Source organism: Ramlibacter henchirensis (genome assembly GCF_004682015.1).
Taxonomy (GTDB): domain Bacteria; phylum Pseudomonadota; class Gammaproteobacteria; order Burkholderiales; family Burkholderiaceae_C; genus Ramlibacter; species Ramlibacter henchirensis.
The window spans coordinates 76,910-102,303 of the sequence record NZ_SMLM01000003.1 but is presented as its reverse complement, the minus strand read 5'-3'; the positions used below and the strand labels follow the sequence as shown (position 1 = coordinate 102,303).

General features: G+C 68.1%; 22 protein-coding genes. 13 read left to right on the top strand and 9 right to left on the bottom strand.

Going from position 1 to position 25,394, the window contains the following annotated elements:
* Window positions 1-18: 18 nt before the first annotated feature.
* The 5 genes from earP (at window position 19) to EZ313_RS18530 (ending at window position 4,445) form a co-directional block, all read left to right on the top strand.
* Window positions 19-1,110 (top strand): elongation factor P maturation arginine rhamnosyltransferase EarP, encoded by a 1,092-nt coding sequence (gene earP, locus EZ313_RS18550; RefSeq protein ID WP_135264804.1) that lies wholly within the window; start codon window positions 19-21, stop codon window positions 1,108-1,110.
* A gap of 110 nt (window positions 1,111-1,220) precedes the next feature.
* Window positions 1,221-1,775, top strand: coding sequence for an elongation factor P (gene efp, locus EZ313_RS18545; RefSeq protein WP_135264803.1), 555 nt, complete (start codon window positions 1,221-1,223; stop codon window positions 1,773-1,775).
* Window positions 1,776-1,836: 61 nt separating this feature from the next.
* Window positions 1,837-2,637, top strand: a complete 801-nt coding sequence (locus EZ313_RS18540) for a heme-dependent oxidative N-demethylase subunit alpha family protein (RefSeq protein WP_135264802.1) — start codon at window positions 1,837-1,839, stop codon at window positions 2,635-2,637.
* Entirely contained in the window at window positions 2,637-3,524 is an 888-nt protein-coding gene (locus EZ313_RS18535) for an AEC family transporter (RefSeq protein ID WP_135264801.1), read from the top strand. Before EZ313_RS18540 ends, EZ313_RS18535 begins: the two co-directional genes overlap by 1 nt.
* 57 nt (window positions 3,525-3,581) lie before the next feature.
* On the top strand, window positions 3,582-4,445 hold the full coding sequence (locus EZ313_RS18530) for an LOG family protein (RefSeq protein WP_135264800.1): 864 nt from the start codon (window positions 3,582-3,584) through the stop codon (window positions 4,443-4,445).
* On the opposite strand, the gene EZ313_RS18525 is transcribed toward EZ313_RS18530, so the two are convergent.
* From EZ313_RS18525 to EZ313_RS18510, 4 genes are read right to left on the bottom strand one after another with little or no spacing between them, the layout of a single operon-like run.
* The gene (locus EZ313_RS18525; protein ID WP_135264799.1) at window positions 4,433-5,632 is read right to left on the bottom strand and encodes an MFS transporter; all 1,200 of its coding nucleotides are present in this window, start codon (window positions 5,630-5,632) and stop codon (window positions 4,433-4,435) included. The genes EZ313_RS18530 and EZ313_RS18525 overlap by 13 nt on opposite strands.
* Window positions 5,592-7,238 (bottom strand): DNA recombination protein RmuC, encoded by a 1,647-nt coding sequence (locus EZ313_RS18520; RefSeq protein ID WP_135264798.1) that lies wholly within the window; start codon window positions 7,236-7,238, stop codon window positions 5,592-5,594. The genes EZ313_RS18525 and EZ313_RS18520 overlap by 41 nt, the downstream gene beginning before the upstream one ends.
* A 14-nt stretch (window positions 7,239-7,252) precedes the next feature.
* Window positions 7,253-8,236 (bottom strand): 2-hydroxyacid dehydrogenase, encoded by a 984-nt coding sequence (locus tag EZ313_RS18515; RefSeq protein ID WP_135264797.1) that lies wholly within the window; start codon window positions 8,234-8,236, stop codon window positions 7,253-7,255.
* A gap of 8 nt (window positions 8,237-8,244) precedes the next feature.
* The gene (locus EZ313_RS18510; RefSeq protein ID WP_135264796.1) at window positions 8,245-9,654 is read right to left on the bottom strand and encodes a sodium:proton antiporter; all 1,410 of its coding nucleotides are present in this window, start codon (window positions 9,652-9,654) and stop codon (window positions 8,245-8,247) included.
* A gap of 173 nt (window positions 9,655-9,827) precedes the next feature.
* Here EZ313_RS18510 and EZ313_RS18505 point away from each other — a divergent pair, with 173 nt between their 5' ends.
* Window positions 9,828-10,049, top strand: coding sequence for a CsbD family protein (locus tag EZ313_RS18505; RefSeq protein WP_135264795.1), 222 nt, complete (start codon window positions 9,828-9,830; stop codon window positions 10,047-10,049).
* Window positions 10,050-10,174: 125 nt separating this feature from the next.
* Here EZ313_RS18505 and EZ313_RS18500 read toward each other — a convergent pair whose 3' ends face one another.
* Genes EZ313_RS18500 through EZ313_RS18490 form a run of 3 tightly spaced genes read right to left on the bottom strand, consistent with a single transcriptional unit; the run spans window position 10,175 to window position 12,269 of the window.
* Window positions 10,175-10,897 (bottom strand): nitroreductase, encoded by a 723-nt coding sequence (locus tag EZ313_RS18500; RefSeq protein WP_135264794.1) that lies wholly within the window; start codon window positions 10,895-10,897, stop codon window positions 10,175-10,177.
* Window positions 10,894-11,346, bottom strand: a complete 453-nt coding sequence (locus EZ313_RS18495; protein ID WP_135264793.1) for an acyl-CoA thioesterase — start codon at window positions 11,344-11,346, stop codon at window positions 10,894-10,896. The genes EZ313_RS18500 and EZ313_RS18495 overlap by 4 nt, the downstream gene beginning before the upstream one ends.
* Entirely contained in the window at window positions 11,343-12,269 is a 927-nt protein-coding gene (locus EZ313_RS18490; RefSeq protein ID WP_135264792.1) for a histone deacetylase family protein, read from the bottom strand. Before EZ313_RS18490 ends, EZ313_RS18495 begins: the two co-directional genes overlap by 4 nt.
* Window positions 12,270-12,459: 190 nt before the next feature.
* On the opposite strand from EZ313_RS18490, the gene EZ313_RS18485 reads away from it, so the two are divergent.
* The 4 genes from EZ313_RS18485 to ggt all read left to right on the top strand — a co-directional run bounded on the left by EZ313_RS18485 (window position 12,460) and on the right by ggt (window position 17,164).
* Window positions 12,460-13,008 (top strand): phasin family protein, encoded by a 549-nt coding sequence (locus tag EZ313_RS18485; protein WP_135264791.1) that lies wholly within the window; start codon window positions 12,460-12,462, stop codon window positions 13,006-13,008.
* A 373-nt stretch (window positions 13,009-13,381) separates the two neighbouring features.
* The gene (locus EZ313_RS18480; protein WP_135264790.1) at window positions 13,382-14,425 is read left to right on the top strand and encodes an extracellular solute-binding protein; all 1,044 of its coding nucleotides are present in this window, start codon (window positions 13,382-13,384) and stop codon (window positions 14,423-14,425) included.
* Between the two features lie 130 nt (window positions 14,426-14,555).
* Complete coding sequence (locus EZ313_RS18475) at window positions 14,556-15,314, top strand: 3-hydroxyacyl-CoA dehydrogenase (RefSeq protein ID WP_135264789.1); 759 nt, start codon at window positions 14,556-14,558, stop codon at window positions 15,312-15,314.
* A gap of 56 nt (window positions 15,315-15,370) precedes the next feature.
* Window positions 15,371-17,164 (top strand): gamma-glutamyltransferase, encoded by a 1,794-nt coding sequence (ggt, locus tag EZ313_RS18470; RefSeq protein WP_135264788.1) that lies wholly within the window; start codon window positions 15,371-15,373, stop codon window positions 17,162-17,164.
* A 16-nt stretch (window positions 17,165-17,180) separates the two neighbouring features.
* Here the strand turns inward: ggt and EZ313_RS18465 are convergent, their stop codons facing one another.
* Entirely contained in the window at window positions 17,181-18,068 is an 888-nt protein-coding gene (locus tag EZ313_RS18465) for a YihY/virulence factor BrkB family protein (protein WP_135264787.1), read from the bottom strand.
* Window positions 18,069-18,193: 125 nt separating this feature from the next.
* On the opposite strand from EZ313_RS18465, the gene EZ313_RS18460 reads away from it, so the two are divergent.
* Window positions 18,194-19,177 carry a tripartite tricarboxylate transporter substrate binding protein gene (locus tag EZ313_RS18460; RefSeq protein ID WP_135264786.1) on the top strand — a complete coding sequence of 328 codons (984 nt, stop codon included), beginning with the start codon at window positions 18,194-18,196 and terminating at the stop codon, window positions 19,175-19,177.
* Window positions 19,178-19,186: 9 nt separating this feature from the next.
* Here the strand turns inward: EZ313_RS18460 and EZ313_RS18455 are convergent, their stop codons facing one another.
* Entirely contained in the window at window positions 19,187-20,833 is a 1,647-nt protein-coding gene (locus tag EZ313_RS18455) for an acyl-CoA synthetase (protein ID WP_135264785.1), read from the bottom strand.
* 88 nt (window positions 20,834-20,921) lie between these two features.
* On the opposite strand from EZ313_RS18455, the gene dnaG reads away from it, so the two are divergent.
* Complete coding sequence (dnaG, locus tag EZ313_RS18450) at window positions 20,922-22,754, top strand: DNA primase (RefSeq protein WP_135264784.1); 1,833 nt, start codon at window positions 20,922-20,924, stop codon at window positions 22,752-22,754.
* Between the two features lie 238 nt (window positions 22,755-22,992).
* A complete protein-coding gene (gene rpoD, locus EZ313_RS18445) occupies window positions 22,993-25,377 on the top strand; it encodes an RNA polymerase sigma factor RpoD (protein WP_135264783.1) in 2,385 nt (794 codons plus the stop codon).
* The last annotated feature ends 17 nt before the right edge of the window (window positions 25,378-25,394 follow it).

Below are 25,394 nucleotides of genomic sequence, written 5' to 3'. Positions count from 1 at the left end.
GCGTATTATCCCGGCAGCATGCGCTGGGACATCTTCTGCAAGGTCATCGACAACCACGGCGACATCGGCGTGTGCTGGCGGCTGGCGGCCGACCTGGCGGGACGCGGCGACACCGTCCGGCTGTGGGCGGACGACGCGAGCGCGCTCGAATGGATGGCGCCGGGCGGCGCGCGCGGCGTCGAGGTGCTGCGCTGGGGCGCGAGCGTCGATGCGGCACCCGGCGACGTGGTCGTCGAGGCCTTCGGCTGCGAGCTGGAGCCCGCCTTCATCGCCGCGATCGCCGCGCGCACTCGCGCGAGGGGCCGGCAGCCCGCGTGGATCAACCTCGAGTACCTGTCCGCGCAATCGTGGGTGGAGCGGTGTCACGGCCTGCCCTCTCCGGTGCTCAGCGGCCCGGGCGAGGGCCTGATCAAGCACTTCTTCTATCCCGGATTCACCCCGGCTACCGGCGGGCTGATCCGCGAGCCTGACCTGATTGCCCGCCAGGCCGCATTCGACCGCGCGGCGTGGCTGCGCGCACGCGACATCCGCTGGCAAGGCGAGCGTGTGATCAGCCTGTTCTGCTACGAACCGCCGGGCCTCGCCGCCTTCCTCGCCGAACTCGCGAACGACACTCGGCCCACCCAGCTGCTCGTGACCGCGGGCCGCGCCCGATCCGCGGTGCGGCGCGTTCTGCCGGAAGGTTCGCGGACAGGCCAGCTGTCCATCCACTGGCTGCCCCTCATGCCGCAGCCCGAGTTCGACCACCTGCTGTGGGCCAGCGACCTGAACCTCGTTCGCGGCGAGGACTCGCTGGTGCGCGCGCTGTGGGCGGGCCGGCCGGCCGTGTGGCACATCTATCCGCAGCACGACGACGCGCACCTGGCCAAGCTCGACGCTTTCCTGGACTGGATCGGTGCCCCGTCGGACCTGCGCAGGTTCCACGCCGCATGGAACCAGGGCGGCGAGCCGGTCCTGCCGGCCGACGCCGCGCCGTGGCTGGCCTGCGCGGAACGGGCGCGCGAGCGCCTGCTCGCCGTGCGGGACCTGACGACCCAACTGCAGAGCTTCGTGCAGCATCGAGCGGGCGCCCGAGCCGGCCTGATGGGTTCAGCGCCCGTTTCGAAGTAAAATCCAAGGCTTTGCGCGGGCTCGCCCTCCTGGCGGCAATCGCGCCTTTCCGCCGCACTTTCCGCGCCCGCCACGTCGGCGCCCCGCGGCCTACCTTCGCCGCTCACATCATGAAAATCGCTCAAGAAATCCGCGCCGGCAACGTGATCATGCAGAACAGCGCGCCCTGGGTCGTGCTGAAGACCGAGTACGCCCGCGGCGGCCGCAATGCGGCCACCGTCCGCATGAAGCTTAAGAGCCTGCTGTCCAACCAGGGAACGGAAGTCGTCTTCAAGGCCGACGACAAGATGGACCAGATCGTCCTGGACAAGAAGGACTGCACCTATTCCTACTTCGCCGACCCGATGTACGTCTGGATGGACAGCGAGTACAACCAGTACGAGGTCGAGGCCGAGAACATGGGCGACGCCCTGAACTACCTGGAGGACGGCATGCCCGCCGAGGTGGTGTTCTACGAAGGCAAGGCCATCTCGGTGGAACTGCCCACCAGCGTCGAGCGCGAGATCACCTGGACCGAGCCGGCCGTCAAGGGCGACACCTCGGGCAAGGTGCTCAAGCCCGCCAAGATCGCCACCGGCTTCGAGATCGGCGTGCCGATCTTCGTGGCCCAGGGCGACAAGGTCGAGATCGACACCCGCACCGGGGAATACCGCCGCCGCGTCTGAGCGGCGCGCGCGCAACCCGCCACGAGGCTCCGCGAGGAGCCTTTTGTTTTTCGGCCCTGACGTGGACTTCGACTTCGAACTGATCGCCGCGCCCTTCCGGATGCAGCCGGGCCTGCGCAAGCTGCAGCCCGGCGAGCCGCAGCTCACGCCGCTGCGGCCGGACAGCGCGCTGTACCAGGAAAAGGCCCGGGTGGTGGCGGCCGCCGCCTCGCGATTGCAGGTGCCCGGCTTCGATCCTTCTCCGGCGCTCGCGGCCATCGCCGAACAGGCGCGGCGCGAGGGCCATCCGCCGTTCGATCCGCAGCGCCTGGAGCTCAGCTTCGAAGAGGACTTCGCGGTGCTCGACGGCGACACCGGCACCCTGCCTTGGCTGTGCGTCTGCGTGCCCTCGCACTGGGCGCCGGAGGACAAGCTGGGGCTGCCGTTCCCGGCGGTCCATGCGCCGGTCGCCGACGGCGCCACGCTGGTCGCGGCGGCTTCGCACCTGGTGCGGCTGGCGACGTCCGGCGAACGCTGGGAGCGGCATGTCTGGACCGTCAGCCCTTCGCCGCGGCACGACCAGCATCCGCGCCGGCATGCACGGGCTCCGTGGCCCGCGGCGCAAGACGATGAAGCCTTCGCGCGGTCCTGCTGGTTCCGGGCCGAGCGCCAGACCTTCCTGCCGGTCGGCCGGGGCACGCGCCAGGCGGTGTTCACGATCCGCGTGATGCTCGCGCCGCTGGCCGCCGTCGTCGACGACGCGGCCAAGGCAGCGCGGCTGCATGCGTCGCTCGCCTCGATGACGCCCGCGGTGCTCGAATACAAGGGCCTGGCGCCCGCCCGCGAACCGCTGCTGCGCTGGCTGGCCCGGAAGATGGCCTGATGGAGCTGCTGCTGCGCATCGCGCAGGTGATCGTGCCGGTGTTCTTCATTGTGGCGGTGGGCTTCGTCTATGCGCGTCGCGTGCGGCCCGACATGACGTGGTTCAACCGGCTCGTGCTGGACGTGCTCACGCCGCTGCTGGTCTACACGGCGCTGGCCGGCAAGGAGTTCCGCCTGCAGGACCACGCCCCGCTGCTGCTCGCGGGCGCGCTGCTGATCCTGGGCTGTGGCGCCCTCGCCTGGGTCCTGGCCCGTGGCACCCGCGTGCAGCCGCGCAGCCTGGTGCCGGTGGTGATGTTCAACAACTGCGGCAACATGGGCCTGCCGCTCGCCCTGCTGGCGTTCGGCCCCGCGCAATTGGGCGCGGCGGTGGCGCTGTTTTCGATCAGCAACGTCATCCACTTCTCCCTCGGCGCGCGCATCACGAGCGCCGAAGCCCGCACGCGCGACCTGCTCCTCAGCCCGCTGATGATCTCCGCCGCGCTCGGCTTCGCCAGCGCGGCCAGCGGCGTGCGCCCGCCCGACATGCTGATGACGGGCATGCGGCTGATGGGCGATGCGATGCTGCCGCTGATGCTGTTCGCGCTCGGCGTCCGGCTGACGACATTGCAACCGCAGGACGTGCCCCGGGGCGTGCTGGGCGCCGTGGCACGCCCTGTCATCGGCCTGCTGCTCGCCGTGCCGCTGGCGTGGGCGCTCGATCTCACCGGTCCGGCGCGAGCACAACTCATCCTCTTTGGCGCGCTGCCGCCCGCCGTCATGCAGTTCCTGTTGGCCGAACGCTACGCGCAGGAGCCCGAACGCGTGGCCGCGATGATCCTGCTCGGGAATGCGCTGGCCGTGGTGTTCGTGCCACTGGGCCTCGCCATCGCGCTGCCTTCCGGCTAGCGCAGAGGCGCACCACGCGGCCGAACCCGGACCGGGGCTATGCCCCAAAATCGGTTCATGCCTTCGAACCGCAATCTCCACGACAACCGCCTGGCCGACGCCTGGGCCACCCTCAAGGCGCATTCCGATGCCGGCTTGCCGCTGGACCCCGACGCCAGCCGGCTGGCCTTCGCCGACCCCGAGTTCCTGCTGCGCCGCGAGACGCGCGGCATCCGTTTCCAGCTCGAGCTGCTTAAGCCCGACCTGGAGCAGCAGGCCCACGGCATCGAGAACACCATCGTGGTGTTCGGCAGCGCGCGCTTTCGCAGCGAAGAGGAAGCGGCTGCGCTGATCACCGCGGCCGAGGCGGGCGGCGACGAGGCGGTGATCCGCCGAGCGCGGGCCCTCGCCCGCAATGCCCACTACTACGAAAAGGCGCGTGCGTTCGGCAAGCTGGTGGCGCAGTACAGCGCGGGCAAGGACCCGCGCGACATGCTGTTCATCTGCACCGGCGGCGGGCCCGGCATCATGCAGGCGGCCAACCGCGGAGCCTATGAAGGCGACGGCATCAGCGTGGGGCTGTCCATCGCGCTGCCGATGGAAGAAGCGGCCAACCCGTACGTCACGCCGGCGCTGTCGTTCAAGTTCCACTACTTCGCGCTGCGCAAGATGCACTTCATGATGCGCGCGAAGGCGCTGGTGGCCTTCCCCGGCGGCTTCGGCACGCTCGACGAGCTGTTCGAGGTGATCACGCTGGTGCAGACGCGCAAGTCCAAGCAGGTGCCCATCGTGCTGTTCGGCTCGGAGTACTGGAAGCGGCTGATCAACTTCGAGGTGCTGATCGAGGAAGGCGTGATCTCGCCGGCCGACCTGGAGTTGTTCCGCTACGCCGACGATCCCGAGACCGCCTGGGACGTGATCAAGGCGTTCTACCGGCTCTGATCGGCTTCCCGCAGGCGCCAGGACATGCGCGTGCCGCCTGCCACGATGGCGGCGACGGCCCAGAACACGCCGGCGATGCCGACCGCGGCGCCCGCCACGCCGAACAGCATCGGCATCGCCACGCTCGAGGCGTTGATCGCCATCAGCCGCAGCCCCACCGCCTGGCCGTGGCGGTGCTCCGGCGTGATCTGGTGCAGCGTGCTCATGATCATGGGCTGCACGGAACCCAGGGCCACGCCCAGCAGCACCGAGCACAGGCCCATCGCCAGCGCCGAGTGCAGCAGCGGATAGACGCAGAACAGCAGCGCCGTGGCGAGCATGGCTGCGGTGATCACCGCCCATTCCCGCACGCGCGCCGCGATCACGGGCAGCAGCACGCGGATCACCACCGCAGCCACGGCGAACGCGCCGAGGATGGTGCCGATCACCGAAGCCGACAGGCCGCGTTCATGGCCCAGCACGGGCACGACGAAGGTGTGCACGTCCCAGCAGGAAGCGAGCAGCCAGTTGACCAGCAGCAGGCGGCGGAAGTGCGTTTCGCGCAGCAGGTCCCAGGCCGGGCGCGGCCGCTCGCCGTGCGGGGTTGGGGGCGGCGGCATTTCGCGGGCTGCGCGAACCCAGGCCCAGCTGGCGATGGGCAGCACGGCCATCAGCAGGAAGGCGACCCGGAAGCCGCCGCTGTCGATGGCCACGCCGGCGGCGAAGGGGCCGAGGAAGTTGGAGAACGCCGGCCCGATCGCCAGCCACGAGAACACTTGCCGCAGTTGCGTAGCGCCCTCGGCGGCGCGGCCGACGTGGCGCTGCAGCGCGATGGAGGCCGCCCCGGTGGCTCCGCCGGTCAGCAGCGCCGCGAGGCAGAGCACCGGGAAGACGGGAAAAGCCACGGCCAGGGCGCAACCGAGCGTCGCGGCCGCCGTGGCCCAGGCGAACGGGCGGCGCAGGCCGTGCCGGTCCGCATAGCTGCCCGCGGGCAGCGCGAGGAACACCTGGGTGAGCGCGAACAGCGCCAGCAGCACGCCGACGGCCGCCTCGCTGTAACCACTTCGCAGCGCCAGCAGCGGCGCGGCCAGCCGCATGCCGGCCATGCTGGCATGCAGGAAGACCTGTGCCGTGATCAGGCGCGCCAGTTCGGCCGTGGGGCCGGATTCACGCGGTGCCGAATTCACCTTCGCTGTCGCCGACCGCATCGGCGACGAGGGGTGCGGGCAAGGACTTGGTGGGCTTTACCCCGAGGCTGCGCAGCATCTCCGCCTGCCGGATGACGTTGCCCTTGTTCTTGGTGAGCTTGTCGAAGGCTTCGCCGTAGGCTTCGCTGGCCTGCTTGATGTTCTTGCCGACCTTCTCCAGGTCGGCGACGAAGGCCGTGAGTCGGTCGTACAGCTCCGCGCCGCGCCGCGCGATCTCCTGCGCGTTGCGGCTCTGCTGCTCCTGCCGCCACAGGTGGGCCACCGTGCGCAGCACGAACATCAGCGTCGAAGGGCTGACCAGCAGCACGTTCCTGTTCCAGGCATCCATGAACAGGCTGCCGTCGTCGGTGACGGCGAGCATGAAGGCCGGTTCGATCGGAACGAACATGAGCACGAAGTCGATCGACTTGAGCCCGTAGAGCAGCTGGTAGTTGCGCTCGGACAGGCCCTTCACGTGGGCGCGGATCGAATCCAGGTGCCGCTTGCGCGCTGCGGCACGTACATCGTCTTCGTCGCTGCTGGCGTATTCCTCGTACGCCAGCAAGGACACCTTGGCATCGACCACGAGGCTGCGTTCCTCGGGCATGCGGATCACCACGTCGGCTTGGGCGCGGCCGCCCTCCTCGCGGTTGACGCTGGCCTGGGTTTCGTACTCCACGCCCTTGCGCAGCCCGCAGCCCTCCAGCACCCGCTCGAGGATCAGCTCGCCCCAGTTGCCCTGCACCTTGGCCGAGCCCTTGAGAGCCGACGTCAGGTTCTTCGCTTCGTCGGCCAGGGTGCGATTGAGTTCGAGCAGCTGCAGCACCTGCTGCGCCAGCGCGGACCGCTCCTTGCCTTCGGTGTCGTACAGCTTCTCGACGCGGCCCTGGAACTCCTGCAGCCGCAACCGCAGCGGATCGAGCAGCTGACCCAGACTGGCCTGGTTCTGCTCGGAGAACTTGCGGGTCTTCTCTTCCAGGATGTCGTTGGCCAGCGCCTTGAACTGGTTGGACAGTTCGTCCTTGGCATTGGTGAGCAGCGCGAGCTTTTCCTGCGATTGCGAGCGCTCCGCATTGAGCTGCGTCGTGAGCTCGGCGACCTGCCGGCCCAGTTCCACCGCTTGGCGCTGCAGGCCCTCGCGCGCTTCGATCGCGACGGCGAGTTCGCGGCGCAGGGTTTCGGCGGTCTCGGCCTCGGCCTTGAGCGAAGCATCGAGCCCGGCCGCTCGGCGCTCGACGCCGGAAAGGTCCTGCGCCAGCCGCTCGGCGCGCGTGACGAGCGCGGTCATTTCGGCCTCCAGCACCGCAACGCGCGCGGCCCGCTCGCCGAGCTGGGCCCGCTCGTCGCGCGAGCTGTCCAGCGCGTCGCGCAGTGCGGCGGACTGGCTGCGGACCTCCAGCAATTCGGCCGAGAGCGACTGGCGCTCCGCCTCGAGGCTGCGAGCGCGCTCGCCCAACGTGGCGACCTCGACCAAGGCCTCGGCCTTCACCTGGGCCGCGACGGCCTGGATCTGCGCTCCTGCCGAACGGCGGGCCAGCAGCCAGCCGGCGATCACGCCCACCAGCAGCAGGACAGTGGCCGCGACGAGCAGCCACACGGTGCCGGCTCCGGCCGGCAATTGCGTCATCGAACCCTGCACCGTCAGGACCCCAGCACTTCGGGATTGAGCGGCGTCACCGGCTTGCCGTGGACCAGGTAGCCGATCAGGTTGTCGGCGGCGAGGTTGGCCATCGCGAGCCGGGTCGGCACGGTGGCGCTGGCGATGTGCGGCGTGAGGACCACGTTCGGCACGGTGAGCAGGTCCGGATGGACCTTGGGTTCGCCTTCGAAGACGTCCAGGCCCGCGGCCGCGATCCGGCGCTCGCGCAGCGCCTTGGCCAGCGCGGCGTCGTCGACGATGCCGCCTCGGGCCACGTTGATCAGCGTCGCCGTCGGCTTCATCTGCGCCAGTTCGGCGGCGCCGATCGAGTGGTGCGACTGGGCGGAGTACGGCAGCACGAGGACCAGGTGGTCCGACTCGCGCAGCAGTTCCTCCTTGCCCACGTACCGGGCCTTGCACTCCGATTCCAGCTCGGGCGAAAGGCGGGAGCGGTTGTGGTAGATCACCTTCATGCCGAAGCCATGCGCGCCGCGGCGGGCGATGCCCTGGCCGATGCGGCCCATGCCCAGGATGCCGAGCGTGCTGCCGTGCACGTCGGAGCCGGAGAACATGTCGTACGCCCACTTGTTCCACTTGCCCGCGCGCAGGAAATGCTCGCCCTCGGCCATGCGCCGGGCGGTCGCCATCAGCAGCGCGAAGCCGAAGTCCGCGGTGGTTTCGGTGAGCACGTCGGGCGTGTTGGTGGCCAGCACCTTCGCCGCCGTCATCGCGGGCAGGTCGAAGTTGTTGTAGCCCACGGCCATGTTGGCGCAGATGCGCAATTGCGGGCAGGCGGCCAGCAGCGACGCGTCGATGCGCTCGCCGCCGGTGGTGAAGACGCCGGCCTTGCCGTGCAGACGGGCGACCAGCTGCTCGCGCGAGAGCGGCTCGTCGGCCGGGTTCTGCTCGACGTCGAAGTGCTGCTGCAGGCGGGCGATCACCTCGGGGAAGACGGCCCGGGCGACGAGGATGGAGGGCTTGTTCATGAAGGGGATTAGCGGAACCAGATGAGGGTCATGAGCGCGAACAGCGGGACCAGGATGCCCGTCGACCAGACCATGTAGCCGAAGAAGCTGGGCATTTTGACGCCGCGATCCTCGGCAATCGCCTTGACCATGAGGTTGGGCGCGTTGCCGATGTAACTGTTCGCGCCCATGAAGACGGAGCCGGCCGAAATCGCGGCCAGCGTGGCCGCCATTGTCGTCATCAGCACCTGCGGATCGCCGCCGGCGGTGTTGAAGAACACCAGGTAGGTCGGCGCGTTGTCCAGGAAGGAGCTGAGCACGCCGGAAGCCCAGAAATACATCGCCGGGTCGGGCGAGCCGTCGGGCCGCGTGACGGCGGCGATCACGGCGCCGAAGGGGCCGTCGATGCCCGCACGCAACATCGCGATCACCGGGATGATGGTCAGGAAGATGCCGGCGAACAGCTTGGCCACCTCCTGCATCGGCGCCCACGCGAACTGGTTGGCCGCGTGGACCGATTTGGGCGTGATCGCCATCGAGACCAGCGTCACCGCGATCAGCCCCACGTCGCGCACGATGCCGGGCAGGCCCACTTCGGTGCCCGCGATGTTGAAGACCACCGGCGACTTCCAGATGCCGGACAGCAGCACCAGGCCGACGATGACACCGAGCAGCCAGAAATTGCGCGCGCCGTCGAAGCCCAGGCGCTGCGTGTCCGGCGTGGGATCGCGCGGCAGGACCTCCTCGCGGCGGCGGTAGTACCAGCTGTCCAGCGCGAAGAAGAGGACCAGCAGCGAGCCCACCAGGAACAGCGTCTCCGGGAAGATGTGGCGCACGGTCCAAAAGAAGTCCACGCCCTTGAGGAAGCCCAGGAACAGCGGCGGGTCGCCCAGCGGCGTCAGCGAGCCGCCGGCGTTGGAAACGATGAAGATGAAGAAGACGAAGACGTGCACCTTGTGGCGGCGGTTGTCGTTGGCCCGGATCAGGGGCCGCACGAGCAGCATCGAGGCGCCTGTCGTGCCCATGATGCTGGCCAGCACGGCCCCGCCCGCCAGGACGCCGGTGTTGAGACCGGGGCTGCCGTGCAGGTTGCCCCGGATGAAGATGCCGCCGGCGACCGTGAACAGGGCCGTGAGCAGGATCACGAAGGGGATGTACTCGCCCAGCAGCGCATGCACGAAGGCGGCGCCCGCCGCGCCGGGGCCGAAAACGATGGCGAATGGCACCAGGAAGGCCAGCGACCAGGCGGCCGCCACTTTCCCGAAATGGTGGTGCCAGAAGCTCGGCGCCAGCAGCGGCATCACCGCGATCGAGAGCAGGATGCCCGCGAACGGGACGCCCCAGATCGGCGAGAGCTGGCGGCCGTCGAATTCAGCGGCCAGCGCCAGTTGCGGCATCAGCAGGGCCAGCCCCATGCCGATGGAGCGCGCGGAACTCATTGGGGTCTTCTCCAGGTCAGGCCGGGTTTGCCGGCGACCGCCGAGCATACCAACGCGGGATTTTCTACCTCAGCTGTAGGCTGGTGCCTACGGGCGCTGGGCAGGCCCTCCTACCGCGCCGGCCGGGGCCGCCGCCTAAAGTGAACCGCAAGCCAGTCCGCCAGGGAAGCAAGATGAACAACGACCGGCTTCGCGGCCAGTGGAAGCAGTTCAGGGGCAAGCTCAAGGAGCGCTGGGGGCGCCTCACGGACGATGACCTCGACGTGATCGCCGGCCGCCGCGAGCAGCTGCTGGGCCGCATCCAGGAGCGGCACGGGATCGCGAAGGAAGAGGCGGACGGGCAGGTGAAGGAGTTCGAGCGGCGCAATCCGGACTTCCGTTTCGACGGGTCCTGAAGGCGCGTTGGGATGCGGTGGCCGTCCGGACAGCGGCCGCCGCGGGAGACCGTCCGGCGGGGCGGTTCTTCATGCAAGGGCGCGATGCCGTGGCACCGGTGTCGCGCCCTCTTTCTTTTGCGGCGCTACTCCAGCCAGCGGGTGAAGCCGGACACCGGCTCGCGCGGCGTGTGGAACGAATTCACCGGCGCTTTCTCGTCCAGGTAGCCCAGCGACATGCCGCAGACCAGCATCTCGTGCTCGCCGGCGCCGACGTGCGGGAGGATGATCTTCGCGAACCCGTTCCACGCCGCCTGCGGACAGGTGTGCAGGCCATGGGCGCGCGCCGCCAGCATCAGGTTCTGCAGGAACATGCCGTAGTCCGCGAGCGAGCCGCGGCCCATGATCCGGTCGAGCGTGAACATCATCCCGACCGGGGCGTCGAAGAAGCGGAAGTTGCGCTGGTGCTGCGCATGCATCTTGTCCTTCTCGCCCTTGGCGATGCCCAGCAGGCCGTACAGGCTCCAGCCGTTCTCGCGCCGGCGGTCGATGTAGGGCGACACCCATTTCTCCGGGTAGTAGTCGTATTCCTCCCGGTACTCGGCGGCCAGCGCGGGATTGGCGTACATGGCGTCGTGCGCGGCGCACACCTTGCGCACCAGTTCGTCGCGGCTCGCGCCCTGCAGCACGTAGACGTTCCAGGGTTGGGTGTTGGTGCCCGAAGGCGCGCGGCTGGCCAGTTCGAGCAGGCGCTCGATCGTTTCGCGCGGCACGGGTTTCGGCAGGAAAGCGCGTGCGGAGAAGCGGGTCTGGATGGCCGTCTCGACGCTGATCGGGTCGGCCACGGCTGGCCGTTTGTTTGCGTTCATTGGAGTTCCTCGAGGACCGACCGCAGGCGGTCGGGCAGCGGCACGGGACGGCGGGTGGCGCGATCGACGTACACGTGGACGAAATGGCCCTTGGCGGCGGTCGAGGGCTGGCCGGCGGCGAACAGCCCGACCTCATAGCGCACGCTGGAGCCGCCCAGGCGCGCCACGCGAAGGCCGGCTTCCACGGTTTGCGGGAACGCCAGCGGGGCGAAGTAGTTGCACTGGGTCTCGATCACCAGGCCGATCGCGCCGCCGCCTTCGATGTCGAGCGCGCCGCGCTCGATCAGGTGCGCGTTCACGGCGGTGTCGAACCAGCTGTAGTAGACGACGTTGTTGACGTGGCCGTACACGTCGTTGTCCATCCAGCGGGTGCTGATCGTGCGGAAGACCTTGTAGGCGCTGCGCGGTTCGGGCTGGGGCCGGTGGGGGGCGGCGGGGCTGTCGCTCATCGCCGGCGATTCTGCCAGCGCTGCCAGTAGCTCACCGCCACGCCGAAGGTGTTGACCTGGGCCTGCACGGTGTCCTCCATCCGGCGGCCATAGCCACCCGCCATCGCGAAGGCCAGCGGCAGGCCGCGTTGCCAGGCCCAGTCGAACACACGGCGGTCGCGCGCTTCGAGACCGTCCCAGGTGAGCTTCAGGCGGCCGAGCCGATCGCCTTCGTGCGGGTCCGCGCCGGCGAGGTAGATCACCAGGCCGGGGTCGAAGCGCCGCTCGAGTTCGGCCAGCGCGCCTTCGAGCGCGTGCAGGTACTCGTCGTCCGTGCAGCCGTCCGGCAGGTCCACGTCGAGGTCGGACGGCTCCTTGCGGAACGGGAAGTTCTTCTGGCCGTGGATCGACAGGGTGAAGACGCTGTCGTCGCCGCGAAAGATGCGCGCCGTGCCGTTTCCCTGGTGGACGTCCAGGTCGACGATCGCCACGCGAAGCCGGCGGCCGAGTCGGGCCTGCTCCGCCTGCATCAGGCAGGCGGCGACAGCGGCGTCGTTGAACACGCAGAAGCCACCGCCCCGGTCGGCGCTCGCGTGGTGGGTGCCGCCGGCGATGTTGGCGGCGATGCCTTCGGAGAACGCGGCGCGGCAGGCGGAGATGGTCGCGCCGACCGACCGGCGGGCGCGCTCGGCCATCGCCGCACTCCATGGAAAGCCGATCTCGCGCAGGATGGCCGGGTCGACCGTGCCGTCCGTGATCCCCTGGACGTAGCTGGGCTTGTGGACGAGCGCCAACTCGCCGTCAGACGCCGGCAGGGCCTGCATGAGCCGGATGGCCGGGAGCTCGGCCGCGAGCCGGTCGCGCAACAGCTGGTACTTGCCCATGGGAAAGCGGTGGCCAGGCGGCAGCGGCAGGACGAACTGGGTGGCGTAGAACACCTGCATGCCGAGATTGTCCCGGCCCGGCGGTTCGCCGGGTTTTAGGTGGGACGATCTAGAATGCTGCAACGCACAAAAAAATGCTTGCCTCCACGGACGACCTCCCTATAATTCGGCCCATGCTGCACTGCAACATGAAGGCTCCGGCCCTCCAGAGCAGCGTTTTTTCCGCCGCCCATTACCTGGAGATTCCGCAATGCTGACCGCTGAACAAGTCCTGGCCTCCCAGAAGGCCTCCGTCGAGACCCTCTTCGGCCTGACCAACAAGGCCTTCGAAGGTGTCGAGAAGCTCGTCGAGCTGAACCTGACCGCCACCAAGGCCGCCCTGGCCGAAGCCGCCGGCACCACCCAGTCGCTGCTGAGCGTCAAGGACGCCCAGGAACTGCTGGCCCTCCAAGCCAGCCTGTTCCAGCCCCTGGCCGAGAAGACCGCTGCCTACAGCCGTCACCTGTACGACATCGCCGCCGGCACCGGCGCCGAGTTCGGCAAGACGTTCGAGACGCAAGCCGCCGACGCCCAGAAGAAGTTCCTGGCCGTGGTCGACAACGCCGCCAAGAACGCTCCCGCCGGCTCCGAGACGGCCGTCGCCGTGTTCAAGAGCGCCGTTGCCGCCGGCAACAACGCCCTGGAATCTGTGCAGAAGGCCGTCAAGCAGGCCACCGAAGTCGCGGAAGCCAACTTCAACGCCGTCGCCACCACTGCCGTCAACGCCAGCAAGGCGCCGACCGCCCGCGCCAAGCGCTGAGAACACTTGAAACCCGGGTTTCGGCCCGCAACTGACCGAGAGCCGGAACTCTCACTCGTCCCGGAGCGTCTATAGGACACTCCTGTGATCGACCGGAGTTCTTCAGGTTGTCTCCTCGGGTCCTTTCGACACCTTCACAGGTTCAGGGATCCTTAGCCCCAAGCGAAAGCTTGGGGCTTTTTTATTGCGCCCTTTGGGCGACGGAGCGCAGCGACGCTAGCCCCAGCTGCAAGGCTGGGGCTTTTTTATTGCCCGAAGTGAAGGCCTGGGCCTTCCTTTTGCCGTGCCCTGCACGCCTGCGATTGAGAATGATTCGTGTTTGGTTTACCATTCGCGCCACACACGACACCGTTTCTCATCACCGGAGCCCTGCATGTCCCGAAAAGCCCTCGCCGCCGCCTTCGCGCTGGCCGCCCTCGCCTCCTCCTCGTTCGCCCAGGAGCAGGTGCTCAACCTGTACTCGGCGCGGCACTACTCGACCGACGAGGCGCTCTACAGCAACTTCACGAAGGCCACCGGCATCAAGATCAACCGCGTCGATGCCGACGACGCCGGCATCCTGGCCCGCCTCAAGGCTGAAGGCGCCGCATCGCCGGCCGACGTGATCCTGCTGGTCGATGCCGCCCGCCTGTACAAGGGCGAGGTCGATGGCCTGTTCAAGCCCGTCAAGTCGAAGGTGCTGGAGGACGCGATCCCCGCCCAATACCGCGGCACCGCCACGGCCGAAGGCACGCCGTGGTTCGGCTTCTCCACCCGCGCCCGCGTCGTCGTGTACGACAAGAACAAGGTCAAGCGCGAGGACGTGGACACCTACGAGGAACTCGCGGACGCCAAGAACAAGGGCAAGATCTGCATCCGCTCCGGCTCGCATCCGTACAACCTGTCGCTGTTCGGCGCAGTGACCGAGCACCTGGGCGAAGCCAAGGCGCAGGACTGGATCAAGGGCCTGCATGCCAACCTGGCGCGCGACCCCAAGGGTGGAGACACCGACCAGATCAAGGCCGTCGCGGCGGGCGAATGCCAGATCGCGGTGAGCAACAGCTACTACGTCGCGCGCCTGCTGCGCTCCGAGAAGGCGGAGGACCGCGCCGTGATGGAGAAGGTCTCCGTCGTGTTCCCGAACCAGCAGTCGTGGGGCACGCACCTGAACATCGCGGGCGGCGCCGTCGCGAAGAACGCGAAGAACACCGCGGCCGCGGTGAAGTTCCTCGAGTACCTGGCCAGCGCCGAGGCGCAGAACTACTTCGCCAACGGCAACAACGAATGGCCCACGGCCAAGGGCGTGAAGGTGAACAACCCCGCCCTGCAGGCCATGAGCGGCGGCGGCGACTTCAAGTCCGAGACGATCCCTCTTTCCGCGGTCGGGGCCAACCAGGTGAAGGTGCAGCAGATGCTGGATCGCGTCGGATTCAAGTGACCTTGCAAAGGCCGCCCCGCGGCTTCGCAAGGTCATCCCTGCGAAGGCGGGGATCCAGAAAGGGGCCGCCCAAGCGGCCCTTTTTTCGTCCCCGATAATTGACGCGCACGTCAACACAACAGGAGCACTCATGGACATCAAGGGCAAGGTCTTCATCGTCACCGGCGGCGCTTCGGGCCTGGGCGAAGGCACGGCGCGCATGCTCGCGGCCGAGGGCGGCAAGGTCGTCGTCGCCGACATGCAGGTCGAGAAAGGCGAGGCCGTGGCCCGCGAGATCGGCGGCGCGTTCGTGAAGTGCGACGTCAGCCAGGAAGCCGACGGCCAGGCCGTGGTCGCGAAGGCGGTGTCCATGGGCAAGCTGATGGGGCTGGTGAATTGCGCCGGCATCGCGCCGGCGGAGAAGACCGTCGGCAAGACCGGCGCGCACAGCCTGGCGGTGTTCACCAAGTGCATCACGGTCAACCTGATCGGCACGTTCAACATGACCCGGCTCGCGGCCGAAGCCATGAGCAAGAACGAGCCCGAGTCCACCGGCGAGCGCGGCTGCATCGTGTCCACCGCCTCGGTGGCGGCCTACGACGGCCAGATCGGCCAGGCCGCCTACAGCGCCTCGAAGGGCGGCGTCGTCGGCATGACACTGCCCATCGCCCGCGACCTGGCGCGCAGCGGCATCCGCAACATGACGATCGCGCCCGGCATCTTCGGCACGCCGATGATGTTCGGCATGCCCAAGGAAGTGCAGGAGTCGCTGGCCGCGGCGGTGCCCTTCCCTTCGCGCCTCGGCACGCCGCAGGACTATTCCAAGCTCGCCAAGCACATCTTCGAGAACGACATGCTCAACGGCGAAGTGATCCGCCTCGACGGCGCGATCCGGCTCGCACCGCGCTGACCTTCGGCCTCGAAGGCCGGGGGTAGGATGGGCCTTCCGCAAACACGGGAGACGCCATGAAACCCAGGTTCACGGCCCTTGCCTTCGCCGCGCTGCTGGCCGCGTGCGCCGCAACGCCCACCAACTTCAGCTACCAGCCGCCGGTCCTGCCGGAGGCGCCTTCGGGCTACACCGAAAAGCCGGGTTGGGCGACGAAGAAGTTCGCAGTCGCCGCGGCCAATCCGCTGGCCACCGACGCGGGCTACCAGGTGCTCAAGGCCGGGGGTTCGGCGATCGATGCGGCGGTAGCGGTGCAAATGGTGCTGACGCTGGTCGAGCCGCAGTCCAGCGGCATCGGGGGCGGCGCCTTCCTGCTGCATGCGAAGGGCAACGAAGTCGAGGCTTTTGACGGCCGCGAGACCGCGCCGGCCGCGGCCGACGAGAAGTTGTTCGTCGGGGCGGACGGCAAGCCGGTCCCGTTCTACGAAGGTGTCGTCGGCGGGCGTTCCGTCGGCGTGCCGGGCACGGTGCGCGTGCTGGAGATGGCGCACAAGCAGCACGGCCGGCTGCCCTGGGCCGTGCTGTTCCAGCCCGCGATCACGCTGGCGGAGCAAGGCTTCCGCGTCAGCCCGCGACTGAACACGCTGCTCAAGGCCGAAGCCCACCTGAAGAAGGACCCCGTCGCGGCCGCCTACTTCTACAAGCCCGACGGCGAGCCGATCGACGTCGGCTCCGTGCGGCGCAACCCTGAACTCGCGGCCGTCCTGCGGCGCATCGCGGCCGAAGGCTCGAAGGCCTTCCACGAGGGCGACATCGCGCAGGCCATCGTCGAGAAGGTCCAGAAGCACCCCACGAATCCCGGCAAGCTGACGATGGCCGATCTCGCGGGCTACCAGCCGAAGAAGCGGGCGCCGCTGTGCCACGACTACCAGGCGCAGGGCAAGGGTTATCGCGTCTGCGGCTTCCCGCCCCCGAGCTCAGGCGCCATTGCCATCGGACAGATCCTGGGCATCCTCTCGAACACCAATGCGGCTTCGCTTCCGCTGGCGGACGGCCTGCCCAGCCCGGACTGGCTGCATCTGTACACCGAGGCCTCCCGGCTCGCCTTCGCCGATCGCGGGCAGTACGTCGCCGATCCGGATTTCGTGCAGCCGCCCGGCGGCAGCTGGATGTCGCTGCTCGATCCCGGCTACCTGGCACAGCGCGCGCGACTGATCGGCCCCCAGAGCATGAAGGTCGCGCAGCCCGGCACGCCGGGGGCTGTGCGCACCAGCCATGCGCCGATGCCGGAGCAGCCGGAGTACGGCACGTCGCACATCAGCATCGTCGACCCGCACGGCAACGCCATCGCGATGACCACCACCATCGAGGACCAGTTCGGCTCGCGCCAGATGGTGCGCGGCTTCCTGCTGAACAACGAGCTCACCGACTTCAGCTTCGCGCCCGCCGATGCGCAGGGCCAGCCGATCGCCAATCGCGTCCAGCCCGGCAAACGTCCGCGCTCCTCGATGGCGCCGACCCTGGTGTTCGACAAGTCGACCAACGCGCTCGTGATGAGCGGCGGCAGCCCGGGCGGCGCGCTCATCATCCACTTCACGGCCAAGACGATCTATGGCGCGCTCAACTGGGGCATGACGCCGCAGCAGGCCATCAACCTGCCCAATTTCGCCTCGCTGAACGGACCTTCCCTGCTCGAGGAAAAGCGCTTCCCGCCCGCGACCGTGGAAGCCCTGCGTGCGCGCGGCGCCGAAGTGCGTGAGCAGGCCCTGACCAGCGGCCTGCAGGCGATCACGCGCGGCCAGGCGCACGGCCAGGTCTTCTGGTTCGGCGGCGCCGATCCGCGCCGCGAAGGCGTCGTGATGGGCGACTGAAAGGACGCGGCCGCCTTCAGTGGGCGGCCCCGGCCTGCGCTTCCTTGCGGTCGATGCGCTCGTACTCCGAGATCACCTGCGCGCCCAGCAGCAGGAAGGTGGCGGCGATCTCCAGGCTGAGGAGCACCACGATCGCCGTGGTCAGCGAACCGTAGACCACGCTCACCTGCGACAGCGTGCTGAAGTACCAGACCAGCACGTGCCGCGTGATCTCCCACAGCACCGCCGCGGTCGCGCCGCCCGGCAGCGCGTGCCGCCACGTGATCCGCCCGACCGGCATCACCATGTAGACCGAGGTGAGCAGGAACACCTCGCCGGTGAACCCGAGCAGGTACAGCAGCACGCCCGAAAGCCCACTGAGCGACCACTCCCGCCCCAGCACGGCCACGCTTTCGTCCCCCAGCGACTGCAGCCCGCCCGAGACCAGCGTGACCACGAGCAGGCCGAAACTGAGGAACACGATGTAGCAGTACGGCAGCAGCGCCGACACCAGGAAATGCCGGCGGCGGATCACCACCCGGTGCAGGAAGATCACCGACATCGCCTTCTCGAGCACCGTGAACGCCAGTGAGCTGAAGAACAGCATCGTGGCCAGCAGCACCCAGCCGACCGTGTCCCGGTGCGTCACGAACGTGGCGAGCTCGCTCACGATCGCCTTCGACTGGCCCGGCATCAGCCACTCGAGATAGAGCCCGAGCGTCTCCAGCAGCATGGTCTTGTCGACGTAGTGCGACAGGAAGATCACCGCCAGGATCAGGAGCGGCACCACCGAGAGCAGCGCGTAGTACGCGACGGCTCCCGCCAGCAGCAGCCCCTGGTTGCGCACGAAGTTGCGCAACACGCGCCGCAGGAACTCGCCGGGGTGGGCGAGCACCTGCGACGCCGCGGGGCTGAGCATGCTCATGAGTCCAGTATCGTGCGGCGCACCGGGGACCGGGCGCCGCTGTTACAGGGCTTGCCCGAATCGGGCTTGTCCCATGGTTCAGGCTGGCGCCGCGGTCTAGATTGCCGGGACCACAGGAGGCAGCCATGAGCCAACCCGTTTCCACCCGCCGTGCTTTCCACAAGGCGATCGCCGCCGGCGCAGCCATGATCGCCGCGCCGCGACTGGCGTTCGCACAAGCCTTCCCGTCGCGGCCGATCAAGCTGATCTGTCCCTGGCCCGCCGGCGGCTCGACGGATGCGGTGATGCGGGCGATCGCCGACAGCGCAGCCAAGGCGCTGGGCGGGCAGATGGTGGTGGAGAACAAGGCTGGCGCCAGCGGCATGCTCGGTCCCAACGAGCTGCTGACCGCCAAGCCCGACGGCTACACGCTATCGCAGCTCACCATCGGCGTGGTGCGCCTTCCGCACATGCAGAAGATGCAGTTCGACCCGCTGGCGGATTTCACCTACATCGCCCTGCTGACCGGCTACACGTTCGGGCTGGTGGTGCGCGCGGACTCGCCGATCAAATCCGTGAAGGACCTGGTCGACTACGCCAAGGCCAACCCCGGCCAGTTCACCTTCGGCTCCACTGGCAACGGCACCACGCCGCACCTGGCCGTGGAGGAGTTCGCCATGAAGGCCGGCATCAAGCTGCAGCACGTGCCGTTCAAGGGCAACGCCGACGGCATGCAGGCGCTGCTGGGCGGCCACGTCATGTCGCACAGTGACGCGACGGGCTGGGGCCCGCACGTCGATGCGGGCACCTGCCGCTTGTTGGCCACGTATGGATCGAAGCGCACGAAGCGCTGGCCGAACGTGCCCACGCTCAACGAACTGGGCTACGACACGGTGTCGGACTCGCCTTTCGGGATCGGCGGCCCCAAAGGCATGGACCCCGCCGTCACGCGCCGCCTGCACGACGCCTTCAAGAAGACGACGGAAGACCCCGCGGTGCTGGCCAGCTTCGAGAAGTACGACCAGTCGGTGATCTACATGAACACCGAGGACTACACGAAGTTCATGCGCGAGCAGTACCAGAAGGAAAAGCAGATCATCGAGCGCCTCGGGCTCTCGCTGAAGACCTGAGCCGCGGGCTCAGACGTCGATCGCGTCGGCGCTGCCGGCCTGCTTGCGCAGCTCGAACTTCTGGATCTTGCCGGTCGACGTCTTCGGCAGCTCGCCGAAGACCACGGCCCTGGGCACCTTGAAACCCGCCAGGTGCTTGCGGCAATGCGCCACGATGTCCTCGGCCCCGGTGGTGGCACCGGGCTTCAGTTCGACGAAGGCGCACGGCGTCTCGCCCCACTTCGGATCGGGCCGGGCCACGACTGCAGCGGCCAGCACGTCGGGGTGGCGATAGAGAACGTCCTCCACCTCGATCGAGGAGATGTTCTCGCCGCCCGAGATGATGATGTCCTTGCTGCGATCCTTGATCTTGATGTAGCCGTCCGGGTACTGCACCGCGAGGTCGCCCGTGTGGAACCAGCCGCCCGCGAAGGCCTCTTCGGTGGCCTTCGCGTTCTTCAGGTAGCCCTTCATCGTGATGTTCCCGCGGAACATGATCTCGCCCATGGTCTCGCCGTCCCAGGGCACGGGCCGCATCGTCTCCGGATCCAGCACGCGCGCGCCCTGCTGCAGGTGGTAGCGCACGCCCTGGCGCGCATTCAGCCGCGCACGCTCGCCGATGTCCAGCTGCTCCCACTCCTCGTGCTTCGGGCAGACCGTTGCGGGGCCATACACCTCGGTCAGGCCATAGACGTGCGTGAGGTCGAAGCCGAGGCGCTCCATGCCTTCGATCATCGACGCCGGTGGCGCGGCGCCCGCCACCATGGCCTTCACGCCGCGCGGCAGGCCCTGCTTCATTTCGTCCGGCGCGTTGACCAGCATGCCGTGAACGATGGGTGCGCCGCAGTAGTGCGTCACGCCGTGCTGCCGGATCGCGTCGATGATCGCTTTGGCTTCCACGCGGCGCAGGCACACGTTGACGCCGGCGCGAGCCGCGACCGTCCACGGGAAGCACCAGCCGTTGCAGTGGAACATGGGCAGCGTCCACAGGTACACCGCGTGCTTGGGCATGTCCCACTCGAGGATGTTGGAAACGGCGTTGGTCGCCGCACCGCGGTGGTGGTAGACCACGCCCTTGGGGTTGCCGGTGGTGCCGCTCGTGTAGTTGAGGGCGATCGCATCCCATTCGTCGGCCGGCAGCTCCCACGGGTCCGCCGCTTCGCCTTGCGCGACGAAGGCGTCGTACCCGATCTCTCCGATCCGCTCGGCCGCGCCGGTGAACAGCGGATCCTCCACGTCGACCACCAGCAGCGGCGCCTTGCGCGTGCGCAGCGCCAGCGCCTTCTTCATCACCGGTGCGAACTCCGGATCGACGATCACCGCCTTGGCTTCGCCGTGGTCCAGCATGAACGCGATGGTTTCGGCGTCCAGGCGCGTGTTCAGCGCATTGAGCACGGCCCCGGCCATCGGGATGCCGAAATGCGCCTCCACCATCGGCGGGGTGTTGGGAAGGATCACGGACACCGTGTCGCCCTTGCCGATGCCGCGGCGCTTCAGGGAAGAAGCCAGCTGCCGGCAGCGCGAGTACAGCTGCGACCAGGTGCGGCGCAGCTCGCCATGCACCACGGCCAGCTGTTGCGGGTAGACCTCGGCGGACCGTTCCAGGAACGACAGCGGCGAGATCGGCGCGAAATTCGCCGCGTTGCGCGGCAGGTCCTGGTCGAAAATGCTGGGCATGCGGTGTCTCCTGGTGTTGTCCGGCGGGCTGCGGCACTAGCGTAAGCCCGGCCGCATCGCGGCTCCATTAAGTAAGAATACCGAGCCGATGGCCATTCCCCAGTCGTTCATCCAGGAGTTGCTGGCCCGCGCGGACGTGGTCGAGATCGTCGGCCGCCATGTCCAGCTGAAGAAGACGGGCGCCAACTTCTCGGGGCTGTGCCCTTTCCACTCGGAGAAGAGTCCCTCCTTCACGGTCAGCCCCACCAAGCAGTTCTTCCACTGCTTCGGATGCGGCAAGCACGGCAACGCGATCGGCTTCCTGATGGAGCATGCCGGCATGGGCTTCATCGACGCGGTGAAGGACCTGGCCGGCCAGTACGGCATGGAGGTGCCGCAGGACGAACGCTCGCCCGAGGACCGCGAGCGCGCGGCGCAGCAGCGCGAGAAGCAGGCCACGCTCAGCGACGTCCTGGAAAAAGCGGGCCAGGCCTACCGCAAGCACCTGAAGGGATCGCAGCGCGCGATCGAGTACCTCAAGGGCCGAGGCCTGTCCGGCGAGATCGCGAAGCAGTTCGGCCTGGGCTATGCGCCCGCGGGATGGCGCAGCCTGGCCAGCGTCTTTCCCGAATACGACGACCCGCTGCTGGCCGAGAGCGGCCTGGTGATCGTGAATGAGGAAGACGGCAAGCGCTACGACCGCTTCCGCGACCGCGTGATGTTTCCGATCCGCAACGTCAAGGGCGAGTGCATCGGCTTTGGCGGCCGCGTGCTCGGGGACGAGAAACCCAAGTACCTGAACTCGCCCGAGACGCCGGTCTTCAGCAAGGGGCGCGAGCTGTACGGCCTGTACGAAGCGCGCAATGCCGTTCGCGATGCCGGCTTCGTGCTGGTGACCGAGGGCTACATGGACGTCGTCGCGCTCGCGCAGCTCGGATTCCCGAACGCGGTGGCCACGCTTGGCACCGCCTGCACGCCGGAGCACGTGCACAAGCTGTTCCGGTTTACCGACAGCGTCGTCTTCAGCTTCGACGGAGACGCCGCGGGCCGGCGGGCCGCGCGCAAGGCGCTGGACGGCGCCCTGCCCTACGCCACCGATGTGCGCACGGTGAAGTTCCTGTTCCTGCCCCCGGAGCACGACCCCGACAGCTTCATCCGCGAGTTCGGGCGCGAGGAGTTCCAGCGCTACGTGCGGCAGGCCGTCCCGTTGAGCGTTTTCCTTCTCGAGGCCGCGGCGGAAGACTGCGATCTCTCCACGGCCGAGGGCCGCTCTCGCATGCTCACGGTTGCTCACCCGCTCTGGTCGCTGCTGCCCGACGGCGCACTCAAGCGCCAGCTGTTCGCCGACATCGCGGAGCGTTCGCAGATGGGCACGCACGAGCTCGGCCAGCTGTGGCGGGTGCCGGGCCATTCGGGATCGCGCGCATCCCGCGGCTTCCGCCCGCAGCGTGCCTACGGCGCGGGGGTGCGCCAGGCGGTGAAGCCCAAGACCATCGCGTACGCTGAGACCGTCGCCCGCTTGGTCCTGCGCAACTCCAGCGCGTGGGAACTGCTGGGCCATGACGACCACGAGGTCCTGTGCGGCTTGCAGCCGCCGCTGGGCGACCTGTTCTCCTGGATCGACGCCACCACGCACGAACATGGCGGCCAGCCCTGGGCCGCCCTCCAGGCCGGCCTGGGAGGCCAGGCCTTCGAGACGCGCGCCACGGAGCTCATGGCCTACGACGGCAGCCAGCCGCTCAGCCGCGTGGTGGAAGACCTGGACACGACCGACAGGGACCTGCGCCTGTCGATGCTGGAGATCCACCTGGACGTCGTCGGCGCCGCGATCGAGCAGGCCAGCCAGGTGCCGCAAAGCGACCCGTCGCGGGTCGACCGGCTGCTCGAACTCAGCCGCAGGCAGCAGGCGCTGTTGCAGCAGAAACACGCGCTAAGGTCTTGAAAACGCGAAGAAAAGATATAATGTAGGGTTTGCTAGCGGCAAGAGCGACAGCAGCACCTCCGGGCCCGGCCGACCGTGCATCCAGACGGACACGACAGCGCCACTCCACCGCAAGGACTGCATTCCAAATGTTCGCCCACCCATCTTGCCCAGTAGGAGGCGCGCGTCATGCGTGCGCCTTCCGTCGCCCGCGCCGGGTAGTTGTGGCGCATCCCGTTTCCTTTGCCCGAGGTCGTTCATGCCCGCTCAGAAGCCTGCGTCGCCCAAGCAGCCCGCGAAACCCAGCGCGAAAAAACCGGTCAAACCCGCTTCGCCCGCCAAGGCGGCGCTGAAGGTCGTCAAGACTCCAGCGCCCGCAGCCGAGGCCGCCACGAAGCCCCTCACGAAAGCCAAGCCCGTGCCCAGCAGTACCAAGACCACGCCTGCCAAGACCGACAAAGCCGCCGCCAAGGAAGAGCCCAAGAAGACCGCGAAGGCGGCCGTGACCGCCGCCGACGAGCCGGTCAAGAAGAAGCCCGGCCGCCCGCCCAAGGCTGCCGCCGCCGAGAGCGAAGCGCCCGCCAAGACCGCCGGTGCAAAGCGCGGCCGCAAGCCCAAGGCCGGCGCCGAGAAGCCGGACGCCGCGCCCGCGGAAGACGAAGACCTGTCGGACATCGAGGCCGAGTTCTCCGAAGAGCCGGCCGCCGAGACCGCGGAGAAGGTCAAACCGCTGCGCATGAAGATCAGCAAGGCCAAGGAACGGGCCTTGATGAAGGAATTCGGCCTCGACGAGACCATCCTCACCGAAGAGGAAATGACCAAGCGGCGTCAGCGCCTGAAGACGCTGATCAAGCTCGGCAAGACCCGCGGCTACCTGACCCACGCCGAGATCACCGACCACCTGCCCGAGAAGCTGGTCGATGCGGAGACGCTCGAGGTCGTGGTCTCCATGCTCAACGACATGGGCGTGGCGGTGTACGAGCAGACGCCCGACGCCGAGACGCTGCTGCTGACAAACACCGGCCCCACCGCCGCCACCGAGGAGGAAGCCGAAGAGGAAGCCGAGGCCGCCCTGTCCACCGTGGACAGCGAATTCGGCCGCACCACCGACCCAGTGCGCATGTACATGCGCGAGATGGGCACGGTGGAACTGCTCACGCGCGAGGGCGAGATCGAGATCGCCAAGCGCATCGAAGGCGGCCTGCAGGCCATGATGGAGGCGATCTCGGCCTCGCCCGCGACCATCGCCGAGATCCTGCGCCTGGCCGCGGAGATCCGCGAGGGCAAGGTCGTCATCTCCAGCATCGTCGACGGCTTCTCCAACCCCAACGAAGCCGACGACTACGTGGCCGAGGAGGACTTCGACGAGTTCGACGCGGACGACGACGACGACGGCAACGGCGGCTCCAAGGCGCTGACCAAGAAGCTCGAGGAACTCAAGGCGCAGGCGCTGGAGCGCTTCAGCCGCATCGCCGAGCTGTTCGAGAAGGTGCACCGCGTCTACGACAAGGAAGGCTACGGCACTCCCAGCTACATGAAGTGCCAGAAGGCCCTGTCCGAGGAGCTGATGACCATCCGCTTCACGGCCAAGACCATCGAGAAGCTGTGCGACATGGTGCGCGCGCAGGTCGACGACGTGCGCAAGAAGGAGCGCGAGCTGCGCCGCATCATCGTGGACAAGTGCGGCATGCCGCAGGAAACCTTCATCAAGGAGTTCCCGCCCAACCTGCTCAACCTGAAGTGGGTGGAGAAGCAGGCCGCCGCCGGCAAGCCGTGGAGCACGGTGCTGGCCCGCAACGTCCCGCCGATCCAGGAACTGCAGCAGAAGCTGATGGACCTGCAGGCGCGCGTGGTGGTGCCGCTGCACGAGCTCAAGGAGATCAACAAGCGCATGAACGAGGGCGAGGCGTCCTCGCGCGAGGCCAAGAAGGAGATGATCGAGGCCAACCTGCGCCTCGTGATCTCGATCGCCAAGAAGTACACCAACCGCGGCCTGCAGTTCCTGGACCTGATCCAGGAAGGCAACATCGGCCTGATGAAGGCGGTGGACAAGTTCGAATACCGCCGCGGCTACAAGTTCTCGACGTATGCCACCTGGTGGATCCGGCAGGCCATCACGCGCTCGATCGCCGACCAGGCCCGGACCATCCGCATCCCGGTGCACATGATCGAGACCATCAACAAGATGAACCGGATCTCGCGCCAGCACCTGCAGGAGTTCGGCTTCGAGCCCGATGCGTCCATCCTGGCGGCCAAGATGGAGATCCCCGAGGACAAGATCCGCAAGATCATGAAGATCGCCAAGGAGCCGATCTCCATGGAGACGCCGATCGGCGACGACGACGACAGCCACCTGGGCGATTTCATCGAGGACACCGGCAACACCGCGCCGATCGACGCCGCCATGCAGGCCGGCCTGCGCGACGTGGTCAAGGACATCCTGGACTCGCTCACCCCGCGCGAAGCCAAGGTGCTGCGCATGCGCTTCGGCATCGAGATGAGCACGGACCACACGCTGGAGGAAGTCGGCAAGCAGTTCGACGTCACCCGCGAGCGCATCCGCCAGATCGAGGCCAAGGCCCTGCGCAAGCTCAAGCACCCGAGCCGCTCGGACAAGCTGCGCAGCTTCATCGACACGCTCTGACCGCCACGCGGCGAGGA

Excerpts from the sequence above, each read along its gene's own strand:
- EZ313_RS18475 (WP_135264789.1), top strand. The coding sequence starts at position 14,556 with ATGGACATCAAGGGCAAGGTCTTCATCGTCACCGGCGGCGCTTCGGGC.
- dnaG (WP_135264784.1), top strand. The coding sequence starts at position 20,922 with ATGGCCATTCCCCAGTCGTTCATCCAGGAGTTGCTGGCCCGCGCGGAC.
- rpoD (WP_135264783.1), top strand. The coding sequence starts at position 22,993 with ATGCCCGCTCAGAAGCCTGCGTCGCCCAAGCAGCCCGCGAAACCCAGC.
- EZ313_RS18515 (WP_135264797.1), bottom strand. The coding sequence starts at position 8,236 with ATGAACAAGCCCTCCATCCTCGTCGCCCGGGCCGTCTTCCCCGAGGTG.
- ggt (WP_135264788.1), top strand. The coding sequence starts at position 15,371 with ATGAAACCCAGGTTCACGGCCCTTGCCTTCGCCGCGCTGCTGGCCGCG.
- earP (WP_135264804.1), top strand. The coding sequence starts at position 19 with ATGCGCTGGGACATCTTCTGCAAGGTCATCGACAACCACGGCGACATC.
- efp (WP_135264803.1), top strand. The coding sequence starts at position 1,221 with ATGAAAATCGCTCAAGAAATCCGCGCCGGCAACGTGATCATGCAGAAC.
- EZ313_RS18500 (WP_135264794.1), bottom strand. The coding sequence starts at position 10,897 with ATGAACGCAAACAAACGGCCAGCCGTGGCCGACCCGATCAGCGTCGAG.
- EZ313_RS18535 (WP_135264801.1), top strand. The coding sequence starts at position 2,637 with ATGGAGCTGCTGCTGCGCATCGCGCAGGTGATCGTGCCGGTGTTCTTC.
- EZ313_RS18480 (WP_135264790.1), top strand. The coding sequence starts at position 13,382 with ATGTCCCGAAAAGCCCTCGCCGCCGCCTTCGCGCTGGCCGCCCTCGCC.
- EZ313_RS18530 (WP_135264800.1), top strand. The coding sequence starts at position 3,582 with ATGCCTTCGAACCGCAATCTCCACGACAACCGCCTGGCCGACGCCTGG.
- EZ313_RS18465 (WP_135264787.1), bottom strand. The coding sequence starts at position 18,068 with ATGAGCATGCTCAGCCCCGCGGCGTCGCAGGTGCTCGCCCACCCCGGC.
- EZ313_RS18455 (WP_135264785.1), bottom strand. The coding sequence starts at position 20,833 with ATGCCCAGCATTTTCGACCAGGACCTGCCGCGCAACGCGGCGAATTTC.
- EZ313_RS18510 (WP_135264796.1), bottom strand. The coding sequence starts at position 9,654 with ATGAGTTCCGCGCGCTCCATCGGCATGGGGCTGGCCCTGCTGATGCCG.
- EZ313_RS18525 (WP_135264799.1), bottom strand. The coding sequence starts at position 5,632 with ATGCGGTCGGCGACAGCGAAGGTGAATTCGGCACCGCGTGAATCCGGC.
- EZ313_RS18490 (WP_135264792.1), bottom strand. The coding sequence starts at position 12,269 with ATGCAGGTGTTCTACGCCACCCAGTTCGTCCTGCCGCTGCCGCCTGGC.
- EZ313_RS18505 (WP_135264795.1), top strand. The coding sequence starts at position 9,828 with ATGAACAACGACCGGCTTCGCGGCCAGTGGAAGCAGTTCAGGGGCAAG.
- EZ313_RS18520 (WP_135264798.1), bottom strand. The coding sequence starts at position 7,238 with ATGACGCAATTGCCGGCCGGAGCCGGCACCGTGTGGCTGCTCGTCGCG.
- EZ313_RS18460 (WP_135264786.1), top strand. The coding sequence starts at position 18,194 with ATGAGCCAACCCGTTTCCACCCGCCGTGCTTTCCACAAGGCGATCGCC.
- EZ313_RS18495 (WP_135264793.1), bottom strand. The coding sequence starts at position 11,346 with ATGAGCGACAGCCCCGCCGCCCCCCACCGGCCCCAGCCCGAACCGCGC.
- EZ313_RS18485 (WP_135264791.1), top strand. The coding sequence starts at position 12,460 with ATGCTGACCGCTGAACAAGTCCTGGCCTCCCAGAAGGCCTCCGTCGAG.